This is a genomic window from Agrobacterium sp. 5Ca50 (genome assembly GCF_055381905.1).
On the sequence record NZ_AP026438.1, the window covers coordinates 2,814,465 to 2,828,858 of the forward strand.

A 14,394-nucleotide genomic window follows, 5' to 3' on the forward strand; every position below is an offset into this window, starting at 1 on the left:
CTCCTTTTCCCCACGGGGATAAGATACAATTGGATTAGGTTTTACAGGAGCTGCCCTTACCACAGCTCATGTTATGAAAGACTTTGCTCGTAATCGGCAAAATCAAATTCACGGACCGAACGGAGCGAGCCATCCAGTTCCTTGATGACGATGGCCGGCATTTTCACGCCATTGAACCAGTTCTTTTTGACCATAGTATAGCCAGCAGCGTCCTGGAACGAAATCCGGTCGCCGATCTTGAGCTCGGAGCCAAAACGGAACTCCCCGAATATATCGCCGGCGAGGCAGGACTTACCGCAGACCATAACGCTGTGATCGCCTTCATTTGGCGTTACCTTGGCATTTTCGCGGTAGATCAACAGATCGAGCATATGGGCTTCGATCGAGCTGTCGACAATTGCCAGGTTTTTGCCGTTATAAAGCGTATCGAGAACCGTCACTTCAAGCGTCGTGCTCTTGGTGATCGAAGCCTCGCCTGGCTCCAGATAAACCTGCACGTCGTATTTTTGCGAGAACGCCTTGAGGCGGTCACAGAATGCATCGATCGGGTAACCTTCGCCGGTAAAGTGGATGCCACCACCAAGGCTTACCCATTCGGCGCGAGAAAGCAGCGTTCCAAACTTTTCCTCGATCTGCGTCAACATGCGGTCAAACAGCGCAAAATCATTGTTTTCGCAGTTGTTGTGGATCATGAAGCCGGAGATCCGATCCATGACCTTCTCGACCTTGGCGACGTCCCACTCACCGAGACGGCTGAACGGACGGGCCGGGTCCGCCAGATCAAAACTGGACGAGCTGACCTGAGGATTGAGGCGAAGTCCGCGCGTGATACCAGCAGCCTTGTCAGCAAAACGCTCAAGCTGGCTGATCGAGTTAAAAATAATTTTGTCAGCATGCGAGATGACTTCATCGATCTCGTAATCGGCATAGGCCACGCTGTAAGCATGAGTTTCGCCGCCAAACTTCTCATGGCCAAGACGAACCTCGTACAGCGATGAGGATGTCGTGCCATCCATATACTGGCTCATGAAATCGAACACCGACCATGTGGCAAAGCACTTCAACGCCAGCAAAGCCTTGGCGCCGGACTTCTCCCGCACATAGGCAATCTTCTCCATGTTCTGGAGCAGTCTGGACTTGTCGATCATGTAATAAGGTGTCTGAATCATCGCGGCGTCACATCTTCGTCTATAGGATTTTGATGGGCCTTATATGATGCTTGTGACAGGAAAACAAATAACCACGCAGAAATGTTGTGCGTGTGCAAACCCTGTTTGCCAAAAAAAGCCGTCAACAGGCTGTCATCGCCAGCAAATTCCTTTTGTCATGGAACAATATGCAGTCTCGAGCTGTTTAAAGCCGTAGTTGGTAAAGTTGGCGTGAAGCGTACCTGCGAGCGCCCTAATGGAGATAAATATGAGAGGCATTCTTCTCTGGCTGGTGGGTATTCCTATCCCAGTCATTATCCTTCTCTACTTCTTCGGCTATATGTGAGACACGCAATAGACGTATTTTTTACAGGGCAACAACTGAAAGGGACAACACATGGCTGGACCACGCAACGTGAATGAAAAGATCGATCAGGCGCTCGAAAATGAGAATGTTGCGGAGATTGCCGAGCAACTCGCACGCTTGCGAGAAGACCTTGCCGGCCTCGCCAAAAGTGTGAAAGCGCTTGGCGTTGATGCAACAGATGAGATCAAAGCGCAGGCAAGTCGTGTCACAGATGAGGCAATCAACGCCTCCACCCAAGCAGCGCAAAATGTTCGCGACGAGTTTTCCGCCCTCAACCAGAGCCTGACAGAACAGGTGCAAAAAAAGCCCCTGCAGTCTATTGGCATTGCTGTTGCGGTCGGCTTTTTGCTTGCCGTTATCAACCGCCGCTAATAATCGCCATGCTCCAAACCCTTCTCGTTTACCTCAGCGACAGCCAGCGTGAGGGCAGAGTTATAACCCGCCGCATACGCTGCAAGGCCATGTTGTGGGCATTCTGCTTGTTCAGTTTTCTGGTCGCTTTGATCTTCGGCATCATTGCTGGCGCCATCTATCTGGCCCGGGAAATTGGCGCCGGCCCTGCAGCTTTGTTGATTGCAGGCATCGCATTCTTGCTTGGTGTTATCGCACTGATAGTCTTGGCTGTAATGAACCGGCCACGTGCCTACGGCCCTCCGCCTGGAGTGGGGCAAGTCGCGATGGCGCCGCTTGTTGTGCAGTCATTGGTTGGCAACGCCATGCAGTCCCGGCCCTATGTGACCCTAGCGGTTGCCGGTGTGCTCGCATTTCTGGCTGCCCGGCCAATCGTGCGCAAATAACAACTCTATCCGGCTGTTTTCGGACGGCCGGATACCGTTCTCCTGTAATATTGCCGTAACAACTATCTGCGTCTCTGGCCTCGATCCGGAAACCATGCAATGAAACGCATGGGTTCAATATTTGAGAGATTATCGATGCCAGAAAAAATTCTCGTCGTTGGTGGGGCCGGATATATTGGCTCGCACACGTGCCTCCTGCTTGCAGAAAGAGGCTACGAGCCCGTTGTTTACGATAACCTTTCCAATGGACATGAAGAATTTGTGCGCTGGGGCCCATTCGAGCAGGGCGACATCAGAGACCGTGCGCGCCTTGACGAGGTCATTGCAAAGCACAAGCCAAAGGCGGTGATGCATTTTGCTGCGCTGATCGAAGTTGGTGAATCTGTCAAGGAACCTGTCGCCTTTTACGACAACAATGTCATTGGTGCACTGACCCTGCTCTCCTGCGCGCTAAATGCAGGGATTGATGCATTTGTGTTTTCATCCACCTGCGCGACCTATGGTCTTCCGGAACGGGTGCCGCTGGATGAACAACACCCACAAGCACCGATCAATCCCTACGGCCGCACCAAGCTGATCATTGAACAAGCCTTGAAGGATTTTGGCACCTACAAAAACCTGCGGTCGGTTATCCTGCGTTACTTCAACGCAGCAGGTGCAGATTTTGAAGGCCGTATCGGCGAATGGCATACGCCGGAAACCCACGCTATCCCGCTTGCAATCGACGCAGCACTTGGCCGCCGTGAAGGTTTCAAGGTCTTCGGAACAGACTATGACACACGCGACGGCACCTGTGTTCGTGATTACATCCATGTGCTCGATCTGGCCGACGCCCATGTTCGTGCTGTCGATTATCTGCTGGCGGGAGGCTCAACCGTTGAGTTGAACCTTGGCACCGGCACGGGCACCACGGTCAAGGAATTGCTGAATACCATTTCCGACATATCCGGACGCCCATTTCCTGTGACCTATGCCGATCGTCGCGAGGGTGACTCCACCACACTGGTCGCCAATAATGACAAGGCACGCGAAGTTTTGGGTTGGGATCCACAATATACGTTAAAAGACATTATCAGCTCGGCCTGGCAATGGCATTCCACTCATAACGGCTGAAATGTCTCTGATAGACAGGCAACAAAAAAGGCGATGCCAACAGCATCGCCTTTTTATTTGAACTCAACCAACCGTTACGGGGTGGTCGACGAGGTTGTCGAGGTATCAGGCATTGCTGGCGCCTGGGCATTCTGTGCATTACGCTTTTCTTCCAGCGTCATGAACTGTGGTGCCGCTTTCAGGGCATCAGCTGTTTCCATCGTCGTCAAACGAACGGTACCAGCTTCAGCGTCACGCGTTACAGTTACCTTGTCGATTGGCAGCGCTACGTTTTTAGCGCCAATACCAAGGAAACCACCAACACCTACGACAACTGCATCAATGCCACCGTTTTCCTGAATAATAAGGTCGGTCACGTTACCGATGCTTTCATCACCAGAGGTGTAGATCGACTTACCAATATAGTCATTGGCACTGACCTGCTGCTCAGACTGCTCGGTCAAATATTCACCCGACGCGGAAGCGGCTGTGTCTGGGGCAACAGTCGCATCAGGTGTTGCAGGAGCAACAGGAGTTGCGGGTGTAGCCGCAGGGCTTTCTACCGAAGGGCTTGCTGGAGCACCCGGGGCCGGTGTGGTTTGCGCCATCGCAAGTGGTGCGAAAGCAGTTGAACCCAACAGGGCAGCGGATGCGATCATGGTGAGTGTCTTCTTCATATCGAACCTTCCTTTCGTAACATCAAGAACTTGCAATAACCGGTATGTTCGGTTGTGTTTGCTGTTCGGTATGGAAACGGCACAAGGGCGGAGATGGTTCCTTATTTTATCGAGAAAGTTGCTCAACACACGGAAATGTCTTTGCTTTTTCATTCTAACGCCCTAAATTTCGGGGTGTAATCATGCTTTTAAAATGATCCGGCATGACATAATGTATCGTCAGTTTGGCAATCGTTCTCATCGCCTGAAAGTGAAATCAGTCGCATGACCGACAAGGAACGGGATGATCGAGAAACTCAAAGCATACCTTGGACGGTTGTTCCCGGTCGCTTCGCTAAGAGCTTATATTGTGGTGATGACCACTGTCGTCACCTTGCCGCTGATTGTTTTTACCGGCTACCTGATGTTCAAACTCGAGGCCGACGAACGTTCCGACCTGCAACGTGAAACCGTAGACGATGCCAGAGCGATAAGCCGCAGCATTGAACGCCGCCTACAGGAAATGGCAACATCCCTCAACTTGCTGGCACAGTTTCCAGAACTTGAAAGCAACGATCTTCCCGCCTTTCAGCGCCGTATTCATTCAAGCCTCGCGCAAGAAGGTCTTTACGTTATTGTCGCCACCAAAGACGGGCAGCAGAAGCTGAACACGCGCCTGCCATCAGGCGAAACGCTGGGAAAAATTCCTGGGCAGGCAGACCTCTCGAAATCGCTGTCTCAAAACCGCATAACCGTATCGAATATCTTTTTTGGCAACACCAGCAAGCAATGGGTGTTTAACGTTACATTGCCGCTACCGTCGAGACTTGCAAGCACAGGCGATGCACTGATCATGACGCAAAATGCCGCTGATCTTCGCCCGCTTATCTCGACAGAGAACCTGCCTGCTGACTGGTCTGTTGCCGTGCTGGACGATGAAGACAGGGTGATTATCTCAAGCGAACCAGGCAAGGTCGTGCCTGGAGAAGCATTTACCGAGGAAAATCTGCTCGGCCGCATGAGCGGTTTCAGTGGCAACTTTCTCGATGATCACGGCAACGTCTTCGCCTATTCCCAGTTTCTCGGCTGGTCATGGAAAACCGTTATCTGGGGTCCGGCATCCTCTAGCCAAGTCGCATTGGTCAGCACCTGGCGCAACATGATGATAGGCAGCGTGCTGATGGTGCTGGCCGCAATCACCGGCGCCTATATCGTCGGTCGGCAACTGCGAAGCTCGATACTGGAAATAACCGATATGGCGGAGCGCATCGGCCAGGGCGAAATTGTTGCACCGGTACAGACCAAGATCACCGAAGCGAACCAAGTGGCTATTGCTCTGTCCAATGCCTCCTTCGACCGAAGTCAGGCTGAAGACCACATGTTGCTGGTTCTGCACGAGCTTGTTCATCGATCAAAAAATATCCTGACACTTGTGCAAGCGATGATGCGGCAGCTTGCGCGTGAAAACACGTCGATTGCTGATTTCCAGAGAGAGGTCGATCACAGACTGCGTGGCCTTGGTATGTCTATTCGTGCCCTGACAGAAACCCAGTGGCAGGGATTGCCAATCAAGAAATTGATCGAAACCCATCTTGATGTGTTCGGCAGTGTAAGCCAGCAAGTCGTCAACAAGGGTGAAGACTTCATGCTCTCGCCAGAGGCAGCACAGAATCTCGGATTGATCCTGCACGAATTGACAACCAACTCCATCAAGTACGGTGCGCTGTCCGTCAAAAACGGCATCGTTGAAATTGAATGGCAGCAATCTGAGAGAGAAGATGGTCAGGAGATGATGACGATTTACTGGCGCGAGAAAAATGGGCCGGCGGCCGAACAACCAAGCCGCAAAGGATTTGGCTCCACCATTGTCAAACGTCATGCAGAAGGCGCGTTTTCGGGCGTTGTCGCCATGGATTACGCCACCTCTGGCTTTGCCTGGACGCTCACTGCCCCAACACGCTATTTCATCAAATCAAGCAAAACATCCGAGGCAGAATAAAAATGAAAATTTCTTGGGAACGAAATGAATGCTCACGCATTCTTTCTGCAAGCCAGGAATGTTACCCCGTCCCCCGTCATTCCCTTGGCTTATGCAGGTCCCGCCCTAAGACCTGTATAAAAAAGCCCGGTTCAGCCCCCGAACCGGGCTTTTTTTATGGCTGATTTCCTGAGTATCAATCACTTGCCCAAATGAATAACCCTCCCGCAACAAAATTGGGGAGGGCCGCAAAACTGGCAGAAGTAACCACTGTTAAATAGGGAACGTCAGACGATAGCGGATGTGGTCGGTATGAATTTCATAAACCGCCTCGCCAGCCAAAGCCGCCGGGACGACCTTTTCAAGCACCACACTGCCAAAATGGGCATTGTGCTTATGCCCCTCCGGCTTTGGTTCGATAGGCCGGTTTGAGAGTGGCTCCTCCCATAGAATTTCCAGCCGATCCTCCCCATCCGTCTGCGAACGGGTACAGTGCAAGGTAACTGGAAGATGGCTTGCCAAATTACCGCCATGAGAGATGGTGTTAACCACCAGCTCATGAAACGCCAACCCGACATAGACAGCACCATTCGGGTTCAGCAGCACATTATCGCCATGCATGCGAACCAGATGCGGATATTCCGGCAGATAGAGATTGGACTGCTGACGCAATAGGTCAAAAACCGAAGCGCCTCGCCAATCGGAATCGGTAATCAGATCCTGCGCCTGCGACAGCGCATGCAGACGCCCCCTGAACTTGCGCAGGAACTCGTCTTTAGACAGCGTAAAACGTGCCGTTTGCGAAGCAAGACTTTGAATGATCGCCATCAGGTTCTTCGACCTGTGGCTCACTTCACGCAATAAAGAGCGCAATAGTTGCTCACGCCTGCGTTCTGCAGTGACCTCACGGATCGTCGTTTTGATCACAAGCTGCTCACCGCGCGTGACGGTTGTGTAGGCAGCAAACTGGAAAATCCGGTCTTCGCCCGCATTCACCTCCAGCATACCGCTGGCACCGGACACGTTGAGCCCTTGCTTCAAATCTGAAAGCCGAAGGGCCAACTCCGATCCAAAAAGATTTTCATCAGTCGGTTCGCACCCGGCGGGAACCTGCCAAAGATCCGGGAGATTGGCTATGAAGATGTAGTTTGAGGAACAATCCTGAAGCATGACAGTCTCGCCGGAATCCAGCAGAGCGAGTATCAGCGATTCACGTAATTCCTGCTCATCCTGCCCAGGCGTGTACCAAGCCAGACGGTGCACTCATGATCTCCTTAAACAATGTCACAACAACCGCTTCGCGAAGGTTGTGACGAACACCATGTCCGGGGAAGAGCCTTACCCTTCACCCGTCATGACCGGGCAAATCACCTATGCAGCAGCACGTGAATTTTCATTAAAGAAGAGCGCCTGACTGATCAGTGCCTTCACCATATCTGGGTTGAATGGCTTGGTGACCAGGAATGTCGGTTCTGGCCGTTCGCCAGTCAGCAGTCGCTCCGGGAATGCCGTGATGAAGATAACTGGCAGCGATGTGGACTGCAGGATTTCATTCATCGCTTCAAGACCGGAACTTCCGTCGGCCAGCTGGATATCTGCAAGAACCATTTTTGGACGGGTGGTCTTGAACAGCTCGATGGCTTCTTTGTGGGTACGAGCAATGCCGGTAACATTGTGACCGAGGTCTGTCACCATTTGCTCGATATCCATGGCGATCAAAGGCTCATCTTCGATGATCATGATATCGGTTGCCACTTGGCGGGCGATTTCCGATGCGGCTGTGTCGATCAGTTCGCCAAGCTTCTTTTCCGAAACCTGAATAATTTCCGCAGCTTCACTGGCGCTGAACTCTTCCACTGTAGTTAGCAGAAATGCCAGCCTTGGAAGAGGCGGCAGTGCTGCCAAATTGGCAGAGGCCTGCTTTTCCCAACCACTCAGTGGTTCTTCGGGGTTTATATTGATGCTAACGGAACCAAAAATAGAGACAAACAATTGATAGACTGAAACTCTGTCGCTGCTGGTCTTGGGATAAATACTGACATCGGCGATCAAGGCCTCGAGGCTCGCAGCAACATAGGCATCACCTGTGGTCTGGGAACCGCAAACGGCTCTCGCAAACCTGCGTAAATAAGGCAGATGAGGCGCTATACGAGTGGAAACTGACATTAATAATTCTCCCCTTACATGCGATTTGCCCTGCAAATCCGTGTGTAAACACAACACTTAAAAAAAAGTTCCACACTGCCGGAACTCTTTTTTGCTTGCCGCATTTTATTGTACGGCGATGAAAGGACTACTTTAAGTTATGAGTGATTTTCAGACAGATGATGATATTGCAGGAAAGGCGGATGGACCAGTTGTTCCAGCCTCCGGACGTACTGTTATTTCCCGCAAGTTAAGAGAACTCTACGACACTGTTCAAGACGAAGGTATTCCGGACAAATTTCTCGATCTGCTGGAAAAGCTGGATGAAGCCGAGCGTAACGCCGGTACATCGGAGGCGCGATGACCGCTTCCTCGGATCAGAACGAGCGCGACTTCAAGCGTGAAATGCTTGCTGCGCTGCCAAACTTGCGTGCCTTCGCCATTTCCCTGATTAGATCGCGCGATCGCGCAGATGATCTAGTTCAGGACACCATCATGAAAGCCTGGGCAAAACAGGACAGCTATCAACCTGGCACCAATATGCGTGCTTGGCTTGTCACCATTTTGCGCAATGAATTTTACAGCCAGATCAGAAAATCAGGCCGTGAAGTCCAGGACACCGACGGTGCTTTCACATCCAAGCTTTCAGTGCCACCAGAACAGAACGGTTCAGTAGACCTCCAGGATTTCAAGCAGGCACTTGCCTTGCTGCCGGATGACCAGCGTGAAGCCATTCTGCTGGTTGGTGCATCAGGTTTTGCCTATGAAGAAGCCGCCGAAATTTGCGGCTGCCCTGTTGGCACCATCAAAAGCCGTGTAAGCCGCGCGCGTCTGCGCCTGCAGGAACTGCTCGGCATTGAGGATGAGCGGGAGTTTGGGCCGGATGCCCAGATGACTGCGGTTACCACAAGCGCTATCATTCGCTGATATCAAGGCTTGAGAGTTCAACACTCTCAAGCCTTTTCCTTTTGCATGAAAACCACAGGCGCTTGCGCCTTAAATACCCGTGTCCTTCACGGACTGCATCACGACATAGGTCGATGTATTGGAAACGGATGGAAGGCTGGAGATTTTTTCACCCAGCACCCGGCGATATTTGCGAATATCCGTTGTTCTGACTTTGAGAAGATAATCGAACGAGCCCGCGATCATGTGGCATTCTTCGACTTCCTTGATTTTTCGTACAGCCGAGTTGAAATCCTCAAGCGCCTTTTCGCGGGTGTCGGACAATTTCACTTCCGTAAAGGCAATATGTTCGAGTCCCAGCTTGGCCGGATTAAGTGTTGCGCGAAAACCCAGAATATATCCGTCTTCGATCAGTCTTTTAAGTCGCGCCTGACACGGCGTTTTCGACAGGCCGACCTGTTTCGACAACTGCAAAACCGACATGCGGCCATCATCGCTGAGTGCTTCAAGGATCTTCATGTCGAACTGATCCAAATCGCCTGATTTTACGCCTTGAACCATCAATATAGACTTTCATTATGATTTAATAAGACTGTTTTGCCTATTTTATTGCAAAAATAAGGACAATGCAATTTCCTGCGAAATGTTATGTTCTCAGCAGAGAAAAGGTGCGCGAAATATTTCTGTGCACCTTTGCAAAAACGATTTCATGCATTGAGAATTGGAAGGACGAACCGATGGCGGATGTCACAGGCAGCATGGGTGTGAATGGAAATACGACTGCTCAAGGCGTCTTCGAGCGGTTTGCACCGCCTGTACGCGAACAGAATGCATACCGTCAGGCCATTACCCAGGCTTATCGCCGCTCTGAGCAGGACTGCATTGCTCCTCTTCTGGAACGCGCCACTGTTACCGAACAGTCGGCACAAGAAATCCGCTCCATCGCCCGCAAGCTGATTGAAGCCCTGCGCTCCAAGGCAAAAGGCACCGGCGTGGAAGGTCTGGTGCAGGAGTATTCGCTGTCCAGTCAAGAAGGCGTGGCGCTGATGTGTCTGGCAGAAGCGTTGCTGCGCATTCCCGACACCGCAACCCGTGACGCACTGATCCGTGACAAGATTGCCAATGGTGACTGGAAGTCTCACATCGGTGGCGGTCGCTCGCTGTTCGTCAATGCCGCCACATGGGGTCTGGTGATCACCGGCAAATTGACATCGACCGTCAACGATACTGGTCTTTCCTCCGCCCTCACCCGTCTGATCGCCCGCGCGGGCGAACCAGTCATTCGTCGTGGCGTCGATATGGCAATGCGTATGATGGGCGAGCAGTTCGTAACCGGCCAGACGATTGGCGAAGCCATCCAGCGTTCCAAGCCCTATGAAGCAAAGGGCTTCCAGTATTCCTACGACATGCTGGGTGAAGCAGCCACAACCGGCAAGGATGCCGAGCGCTATTACAAGGATTATGAGGCAGCCATCCATGCCATCGGCAAGGCATCTGCTGGCCGTGGCGTTTACGGTGGGCCCGGCATTTCCATCAAGCTCTCCGCACTGCATCCACGTTATTCGCGCTCGCAGGCAGACCGCGTCATGGCCGAACTGCTGCCACGCGTCAAAGCGCTGATGGTGATGGCGAAAAACTACGACATCGGCCTCAATATCGACGCCGAAGAAGCAGACCGCCTGGAGCTTTCGCTTGACCTGCTGGAATCGCTGGCGCTCGATCCTGATCTCGGCAACTGGGAAGGTCTGGGCTTCGTTGTGCAGGCCTATGGTCGCCGCTGCCCGTTTGTCCTCGATTACATCATTGATCTTGCCCGTCGCTCGAACCGCCGCATCATGGTGCGTCTCGTCAAGGGCGCTTATTGGGATGCGGAAATCAAGCGTGCGCAACTGGATGGTCTGGAAGACTTCCCCGTTTACACCCGCAAGATCCACACCGATGTTTCCTATATCGCCTGCTCGCGCAAGCTGCTTGCTGCGCGCGACGTGATCTTCCCGCAATTTGCCACACACAACGCCCAGACCATGGCGACCGTCTACCACTTGGCCGGACCGGACTTCAAAATTGGCGATTATGAATTCCAGTGCCTGCACGGCATGGGTGAGCCGCTTTACAGCGAAGTTGTCGGCAAGGATAAACTTGACCGTCCGTGCCGTTTCTACGCACCTGTCGGTACGCATGAAACGCTGCTCGCCTATCTCGTTCGCCGTCTTCTGGAAAACGGCGCCAACTCGTCCTTCGTTAACCGTATTGCCGATCCCGCTGTACCGGTCGATGAACTGCTGACCGACCCGGTTGCCATTGTGAAGGCAATGCCGGTTCCGGGTGCTCAGCATGACAAGATTTCGAGCCCAGCCGGCCTGTACGGGACAGAGCGCCGCAACTCCGACGGCATTGACCTTGCCAACGAAAACTCTCTGTCGGCATTGAGTGCCGCACTGACGGAAAGTGCCGCCATGCAGTGGACGGCGGCTTTTCCGGCATCGACAGGTGCAAACCGTCCGGTTTTGAACCCTGGCGACCACACCGATATCGTCGGCTATGTCACCGAGCCGTCGGAAGCTGACGTCAAGCAGGCATTCGAGGCTGCCACCGCATCCAATTGGCCAAACCTGCCAGTCGCAGAACGTGCAGCAATCATCGAGCGCGCCGCGGATCTGATGCAGGCAAAAATGCCAATATTGCTTGGCCTGATTGTGCGCGAAGCAGGAAAGTCCCTGCCCAACGCCATTGCAGAAGTGCGCGAGGCCATCGACTTCCTGCGTTATTACGCGGAAGAAGCCCGCAACAACTTTGCAAGCGAACAGAAGGCACTCGGTCCAATCGTCTGCATCAGCCCATGGAACTTCCCGCTGGCGATTTTCATCGGTCAGGTGACAGCAGCATTGGTCGCTGGCAATCCGGTTCTCGCAAAGCCAGCGGAAGAAACCCCGCTGATCGCCGCCGAAGGCATCCGCCTTTTGCATGAAGCAGGCGTACCGGCCGATGCCGTCCAGCTGATGCCTGGCGACGGCAAAACTGGTGCTGCCCTCGTTGGTGCGCCGCAGACAGCTGGTGTCATGTTCACCGGCTCCACCGAAGTTGCCCGCCTTATCCAGAGCCAGCTTGCAACGCGCGTATCGGCAGGCAACCGCCCAATTCCGTTGATTGCGGAAACCGGTGGCCAGAATGCCATGATCGTCGACTCCTCTGCCCTTGCAGAGCAGGTTGTCTTCGACGTGATTGCTTCTGCCTTCGACAGCGCCGGTCAGCGTTGCTCGGCACTGCGTGTCTTGTGCTTGCAGGAAGATGTGGCGGACCGCACGCTGACCATGCTGAAGGGTGCGTTGCACGAACTCAGCATCGGCCGTACCGACCGTCTGTCCGTGGATGTCGGCCCTGTTATCACTGCTGAAGCCAAGGGCATCATTGAAAGCCACATTGAGGGCATGCGTTCGATTGGCAATCGTATCGAACAGATCGAACTGGCTGGCGAAACTGGCAAGGGTACATTCGTACCGCCGACCATCATCGAGTTGAAAAACCTATCCGACCTCAAGCGCGAAGTGTTTGGTCCGGTTCTGCACGTCATTCGCTTCAAGCGTGACAACCTCGACAAGCTGATCGATGACATCAACGCAACCGGTTATGGCCTGACATTCGGCCTTCATACACGCCTTGATGAAACCATCGCCCATGTCTTGTCTCGCGTGAAGGCAGGTAACCTCTACGTCAACCGTAACATCATCGGCGCGGTCGTCGGTGTGCAGCCATTCGGTGGTCGCGGTCTATCTGGCACCGGTCCTAAGGCAGGTGGACCACTTTACCTTGGCCGTCTGTCGACCAAGGCACCGGTCTTTGCAGAAAAGCACAACGGTAAAGCCGATCCGGCGATTGCCGAATTTGCAAAGTGGCTGGATAGCAAGAGCAAGACATCAGCCGCCGCCAATGCCCGCAACACCGCAGACCTGTCCGCCGTCGGTTTTGAAACCGAACTGGAAGGCCCGGTTGGCGAACGCAACGTCTATGCTCTGCATCCGCGCGGTCGCATCCTGCTGGTTCCGGAAACTGAAAGCGGTCTCTACCAGCAACTGTCGGCAGCATTGGCAACAGGTAACAACGTGGTCATTGATACGGCTGCAAACCTGCAGCCATCGCTTTCCGGCGTGCCGCAGGCGATCGCAAATCGCATCACATGGTCTGCAGACTGGAAGAACGCAGGACCATTTGCTGGCGCGCTGATTGAAGGCAATGTCGACAAGATCAAGCAGACAAACGGGCTTATTGCTGCCCTGCCTGGCCCGCTTGTGCTCGTACAGGCCGCATCGAGCGCTGAACTGGCCGGTGAAGAGCAGGCCTATTGCCTGAACTGGCTGGTTGAAGAGGTATCTGTCAGCGTCAACACCACAGCTGCCGGCGGCAACGCCAGCCTGATGTCAATCGGCTGACACCACCAAAAATAAAGCACGTTGCTCAGATCACCTGAAGCAACGTGCTTCTTTCCATAACCCGGCAGATGCTCGAAGCTTCTGTCGGGTTGTTTATGTGAGTGGAATGAGATCGCGCAGATAGGTATTTTCCTGTCGGGATTGCGCGTAGGCCCCGGGCTCTATCTCAGCGTAAAGAAGGGCGTCATTGTCCGCGGACGCCTGTGCGAGGAATTGGCCGTCCGGCGCCGCAATACAGGATAGTCCGGCATAATCAAAGGCGCCGTCGCTCCCGGAGTGATTGACGTAAGCGACATAAACCTGGTTTTCAAAAGCACGCGTGCGGATCAATGTCTGGGCAATAAAGCTGCCCGACGCCCCCTTGGGCAAGGCTGTCGGCACAACCACCAGCTCAGCGCCGGCAAGTGCAAGACGGCGGACATTTTCCGGGAACTCGACATCGTAGCAAATGAGCATACCGAAAGTGATGCCACCATACTCAACCAGAACGGCCGATGGTTTTTCAGCACAAAACAGGCCACGCTCGTAATCGCCATAAAGGTGGGATTTTCGGTAGATGCGGCTATTGCCCTTTTCATCGACAAAGATCGCGCTGTTATAAACCTTGTCCCCGGCACGTTCTGCAAACCCCGCCACAACGGCAATCGAATAGACGCGTGCAATCTCTGCCAAGCGTTGTTCAATCTCGCCACCGGCCGGAGATGCCAGTGACGCCATGGCTTCGCCTCCCCCGTAACCGGTGACTGCAAGTTCAGGCACAATCAGCAATGCGGCACCCTGAGAGGCTGCCTCCTTTGCTGCCTGTTCAACACGCGCCAGATTGGCCGAAACATCTGCCAAAACCGATTGCATCTGCAAAGCTGCGATCTTCATGATAC

General features: G+C 53.3%; 13 protein-coding genes. 7 read left to right on the top strand and 6 right to left on the bottom strand.

Features of this window, described 5'->3' with window-relative positions; all coding sequences use genetic code 11:
• Window positions 1-71 precede the first annotated feature (71 nt).
• The gene (nspC, locus tag ACZ5FM_RS13625; protein ID WP_259142294.1) at window positions 72-1,169 is read right to left on the bottom strand and encodes a carboxynorspermidine decarboxylase; all 1,098 of its coding nucleotides are present in this window, start codon (window positions 1,167-1,169) and stop codon (window positions 72-74) included.
• A 376-nt stretch (window positions 1,170-1,545) separates the two neighbouring features.
• Between nspC and ACZ5FM_RS13630 the strand changes: the two genes are divergently transcribed.
• The 3 genes from ACZ5FM_RS13630 to galE all read left to right on the top strand — a co-directional run bounded on the left by ACZ5FM_RS13630 (window position 1,546) and on the right by galE (window position 3,425).
• A complete protein-coding gene (locus ACZ5FM_RS13630) occupies window positions 1,546-1,887 on the top strand; it encodes an ElaB/YgaM/YqjD family protein (RefSeq protein ID WP_275641983.1) in 342 nt (113 codons plus the stop codon).
• 8 nt (window positions 1,888-1,895) lie between these two features.
• Window positions 1,896-2,312: a hypothetical protein gene (locus ACZ5FM_RS13635; RefSeq protein ID WP_464038952.1), complete on the top strand. Its 417-nt coding sequence runs from the start codon at window positions 1,896-1,898 to the stop codon at window positions 2,310-2,312.
• Between the two features lie 135 nt (window positions 2,313-2,447).
• Window positions 2,448-3,425, top strand: a complete 978-nt coding sequence (gene galE / locus ACZ5FM_RS13640) for a UDP-glucose 4-epimerase GalE (protein WP_259142262.1) — start codon at window positions 2,448-2,450, stop codon at window positions 3,423-3,425.
• 74 nt (window positions 3,426-3,499) lie between these two features.
• Here galE and ACZ5FM_RS13645 read toward each other — a convergent pair whose 3' ends face one another.
• Window positions 3,500-4,081, bottom strand: coding sequence for a PRC-barrel domain-containing protein (locus ACZ5FM_RS13645; RefSeq protein WP_250982320.1), 582 nt, complete (start codon window positions 4,079-4,081; stop codon window positions 3,500-3,502).
• A gap of 283 nt (window positions 4,082-4,364) precedes the next feature.
• Between ACZ5FM_RS13645 and ACZ5FM_RS13650 the strand changes: the two genes are divergently transcribed.
• Complete coding sequence (locus ACZ5FM_RS13650; protein WP_464038953.1) at window positions 4,365-6,059, top strand: sensor histidine kinase; 1,695 nt, start codon at window positions 4,365-4,367, stop codon at window positions 6,057-6,059.
• Window positions 6,060-6,311: 252 nt separating this feature from the next.
• Here ACZ5FM_RS13650 and ACZ5FM_RS13655 read toward each other — a convergent pair whose 3' ends face one another.
• Window positions 6,312-7,301 carry a sensor histidine kinase gene (locus ACZ5FM_RS13655; protein WP_250982322.1) on the bottom strand — a complete coding sequence of 330 codons (990 nt, stop codon included), beginning with the start codon at window positions 7,299-7,301 and terminating at the stop codon, window positions 6,312-6,314.
• A gap of 108 nt (window positions 7,302-7,409) precedes the next feature.
• The gene (locus ACZ5FM_RS13660) at window positions 7,410-8,204 is read right to left on the bottom strand and encodes a response regulator (RefSeq protein ID WP_192487969.1); all 795 of its coding nucleotides are present in this window, start codon (window positions 8,202-8,204) and stop codon (window positions 7,410-7,412) included.
• A 139-nt stretch (window positions 8,205-8,343) separates the two neighbouring features.
• On the opposite strand from ACZ5FM_RS13660, the gene ACZ5FM_RS13665 reads away from it, so the two are divergent.
• Both ACZ5FM_RS13665 and ACZ5FM_RS13670 read left to right on the top strand, forming a co-directional pair.
• A complete protein-coding gene (locus tag ACZ5FM_RS13665; RefSeq protein ID WP_192487968.1) occupies window positions 8,344-8,547 on the top strand; it encodes a NepR family anti-sigma factor in 204 nt (67 codons plus the stop codon).
• Window positions 8,544-9,110, top strand: coding sequence for a sigma-70 family RNA polymerase sigma factor (locus ACZ5FM_RS13670; RefSeq protein ID WP_464038954.1), 567 nt, complete (start codon window positions 8,544-8,546; stop codon window positions 9,108-9,110). Before ACZ5FM_RS13665 ends, ACZ5FM_RS13670 begins: the two co-directional genes overlap by 4 nt.
• Window positions 9,111-9,179: 69 nt before the next feature.
• Here the strand turns inward: ACZ5FM_RS13670 and ACZ5FM_RS13675 are convergent, their stop codons facing one another.
• Window positions 9,180-9,650: an Lrp/AsnC family transcriptional regulator gene (locus ACZ5FM_RS13675; protein WP_192487966.1), complete on the bottom strand. Its 471-nt coding sequence runs from the start codon at window positions 9,648-9,650 to the stop codon at window positions 9,180-9,182.
• Between the two features lie 176 nt (window positions 9,651-9,826).
• Between ACZ5FM_RS13675 and putA the strand changes: the two genes are divergently transcribed.
• Window positions 9,827-13,516, top strand: coding sequence for a trifunctional transcriptional regulator/proline dehydrogenase/L-glutamate gamma-semialdehyde dehydrogenase (gene putA, locus ACZ5FM_RS13680; protein WP_464038955.1), 3,690 nt, complete (start codon window positions 9,827-9,829; stop codon window positions 13,514-13,516).
• Between the two features lie 93 nt (window positions 13,517-13,609).
• Here putA and ACZ5FM_RS13685 read toward each other — a convergent pair whose 3' ends face one another.
• A complete protein-coding gene (locus ACZ5FM_RS13685; protein WP_259144665.1) occupies window positions 13,610-14,392 on the bottom strand; it encodes a carbon-nitrogen hydrolase family protein in 783 nt (260 codons plus the stop codon).
• Window positions 14,393-14,394: the final 2 nt, after the last annotated feature.

Bases quoted from the DNA above. Each gene is read 5' to 3' on its own strand.
- nspC (WP_259142294.1), bottom strand. From the start codon at position 1,169: ATGATTCAGACACCTTATTACATGATCGACAAGTCCAGACTGCTCCAG.
- ACZ5FM_RS13630 (WP_275641983.1), top strand. From the start codon at position 1,546: ATGGCTGGACCACGCAACGTGAATGAAAAGATCGATCAGGCGCTCGAA.
- ACZ5FM_RS13635 (WP_464038952.1), top strand. From the start codon at position 1,896: ATGCTCCAAACCCTTCTCGTTTACCTCAGCGACAGCCAGCGTGAGGGC.
- galE (WP_259142262.1), top strand. From the start codon at position 2,448: ATGCCAGAAAAAATTCTCGTCGTTGGTGGGGCCGGATATATTGGCTCG.
- ACZ5FM_RS13645 (WP_250982320.1), bottom strand. From the start codon at position 4,081: ATGAAGAAGACACTCACCATGATCGCATCCGCTGCCCTGTTGGGTTCA.
- ACZ5FM_RS13650 (WP_464038953.1), top strand. From the start codon at position 4,365: ATGATCGAGAAACTCAAAGCATACCTTGGACGGTTGTTCCCGGTCGCT.
- ACZ5FM_RS13660 (WP_192487969.1), bottom strand. From the start codon at position 8,204: ATGTCAGTTTCCACTCGTATAGCGCCTCATCTGCCTTATTTACGCAGG.
- ACZ5FM_RS13665 (WP_192487968.1), top strand. From the start codon at position 8,344: ATGAGTGATTTTCAGACAGATGATGATATTGCAGGAAAGGCGGATGGA.
- ACZ5FM_RS13670 (WP_464038954.1), top strand. From the start codon at position 8,544: ATGACCGCTTCCTCGGATCAGAACGAGCGCGACTTCAAGCGTGAAATG.
- ACZ5FM_RS13675 (WP_192487966.1), bottom strand. From the start codon at position 9,650: ATGGTTCAAGGCGTAAAATCAGGCGATTTGGATCAGTTCGACATGAAG.
- putA (WP_464038955.1), top strand. From the start codon at position 9,827: ATGGCGGATGTCACAGGCAGCATGGGTGTGAATGGAAATACGACTGCT.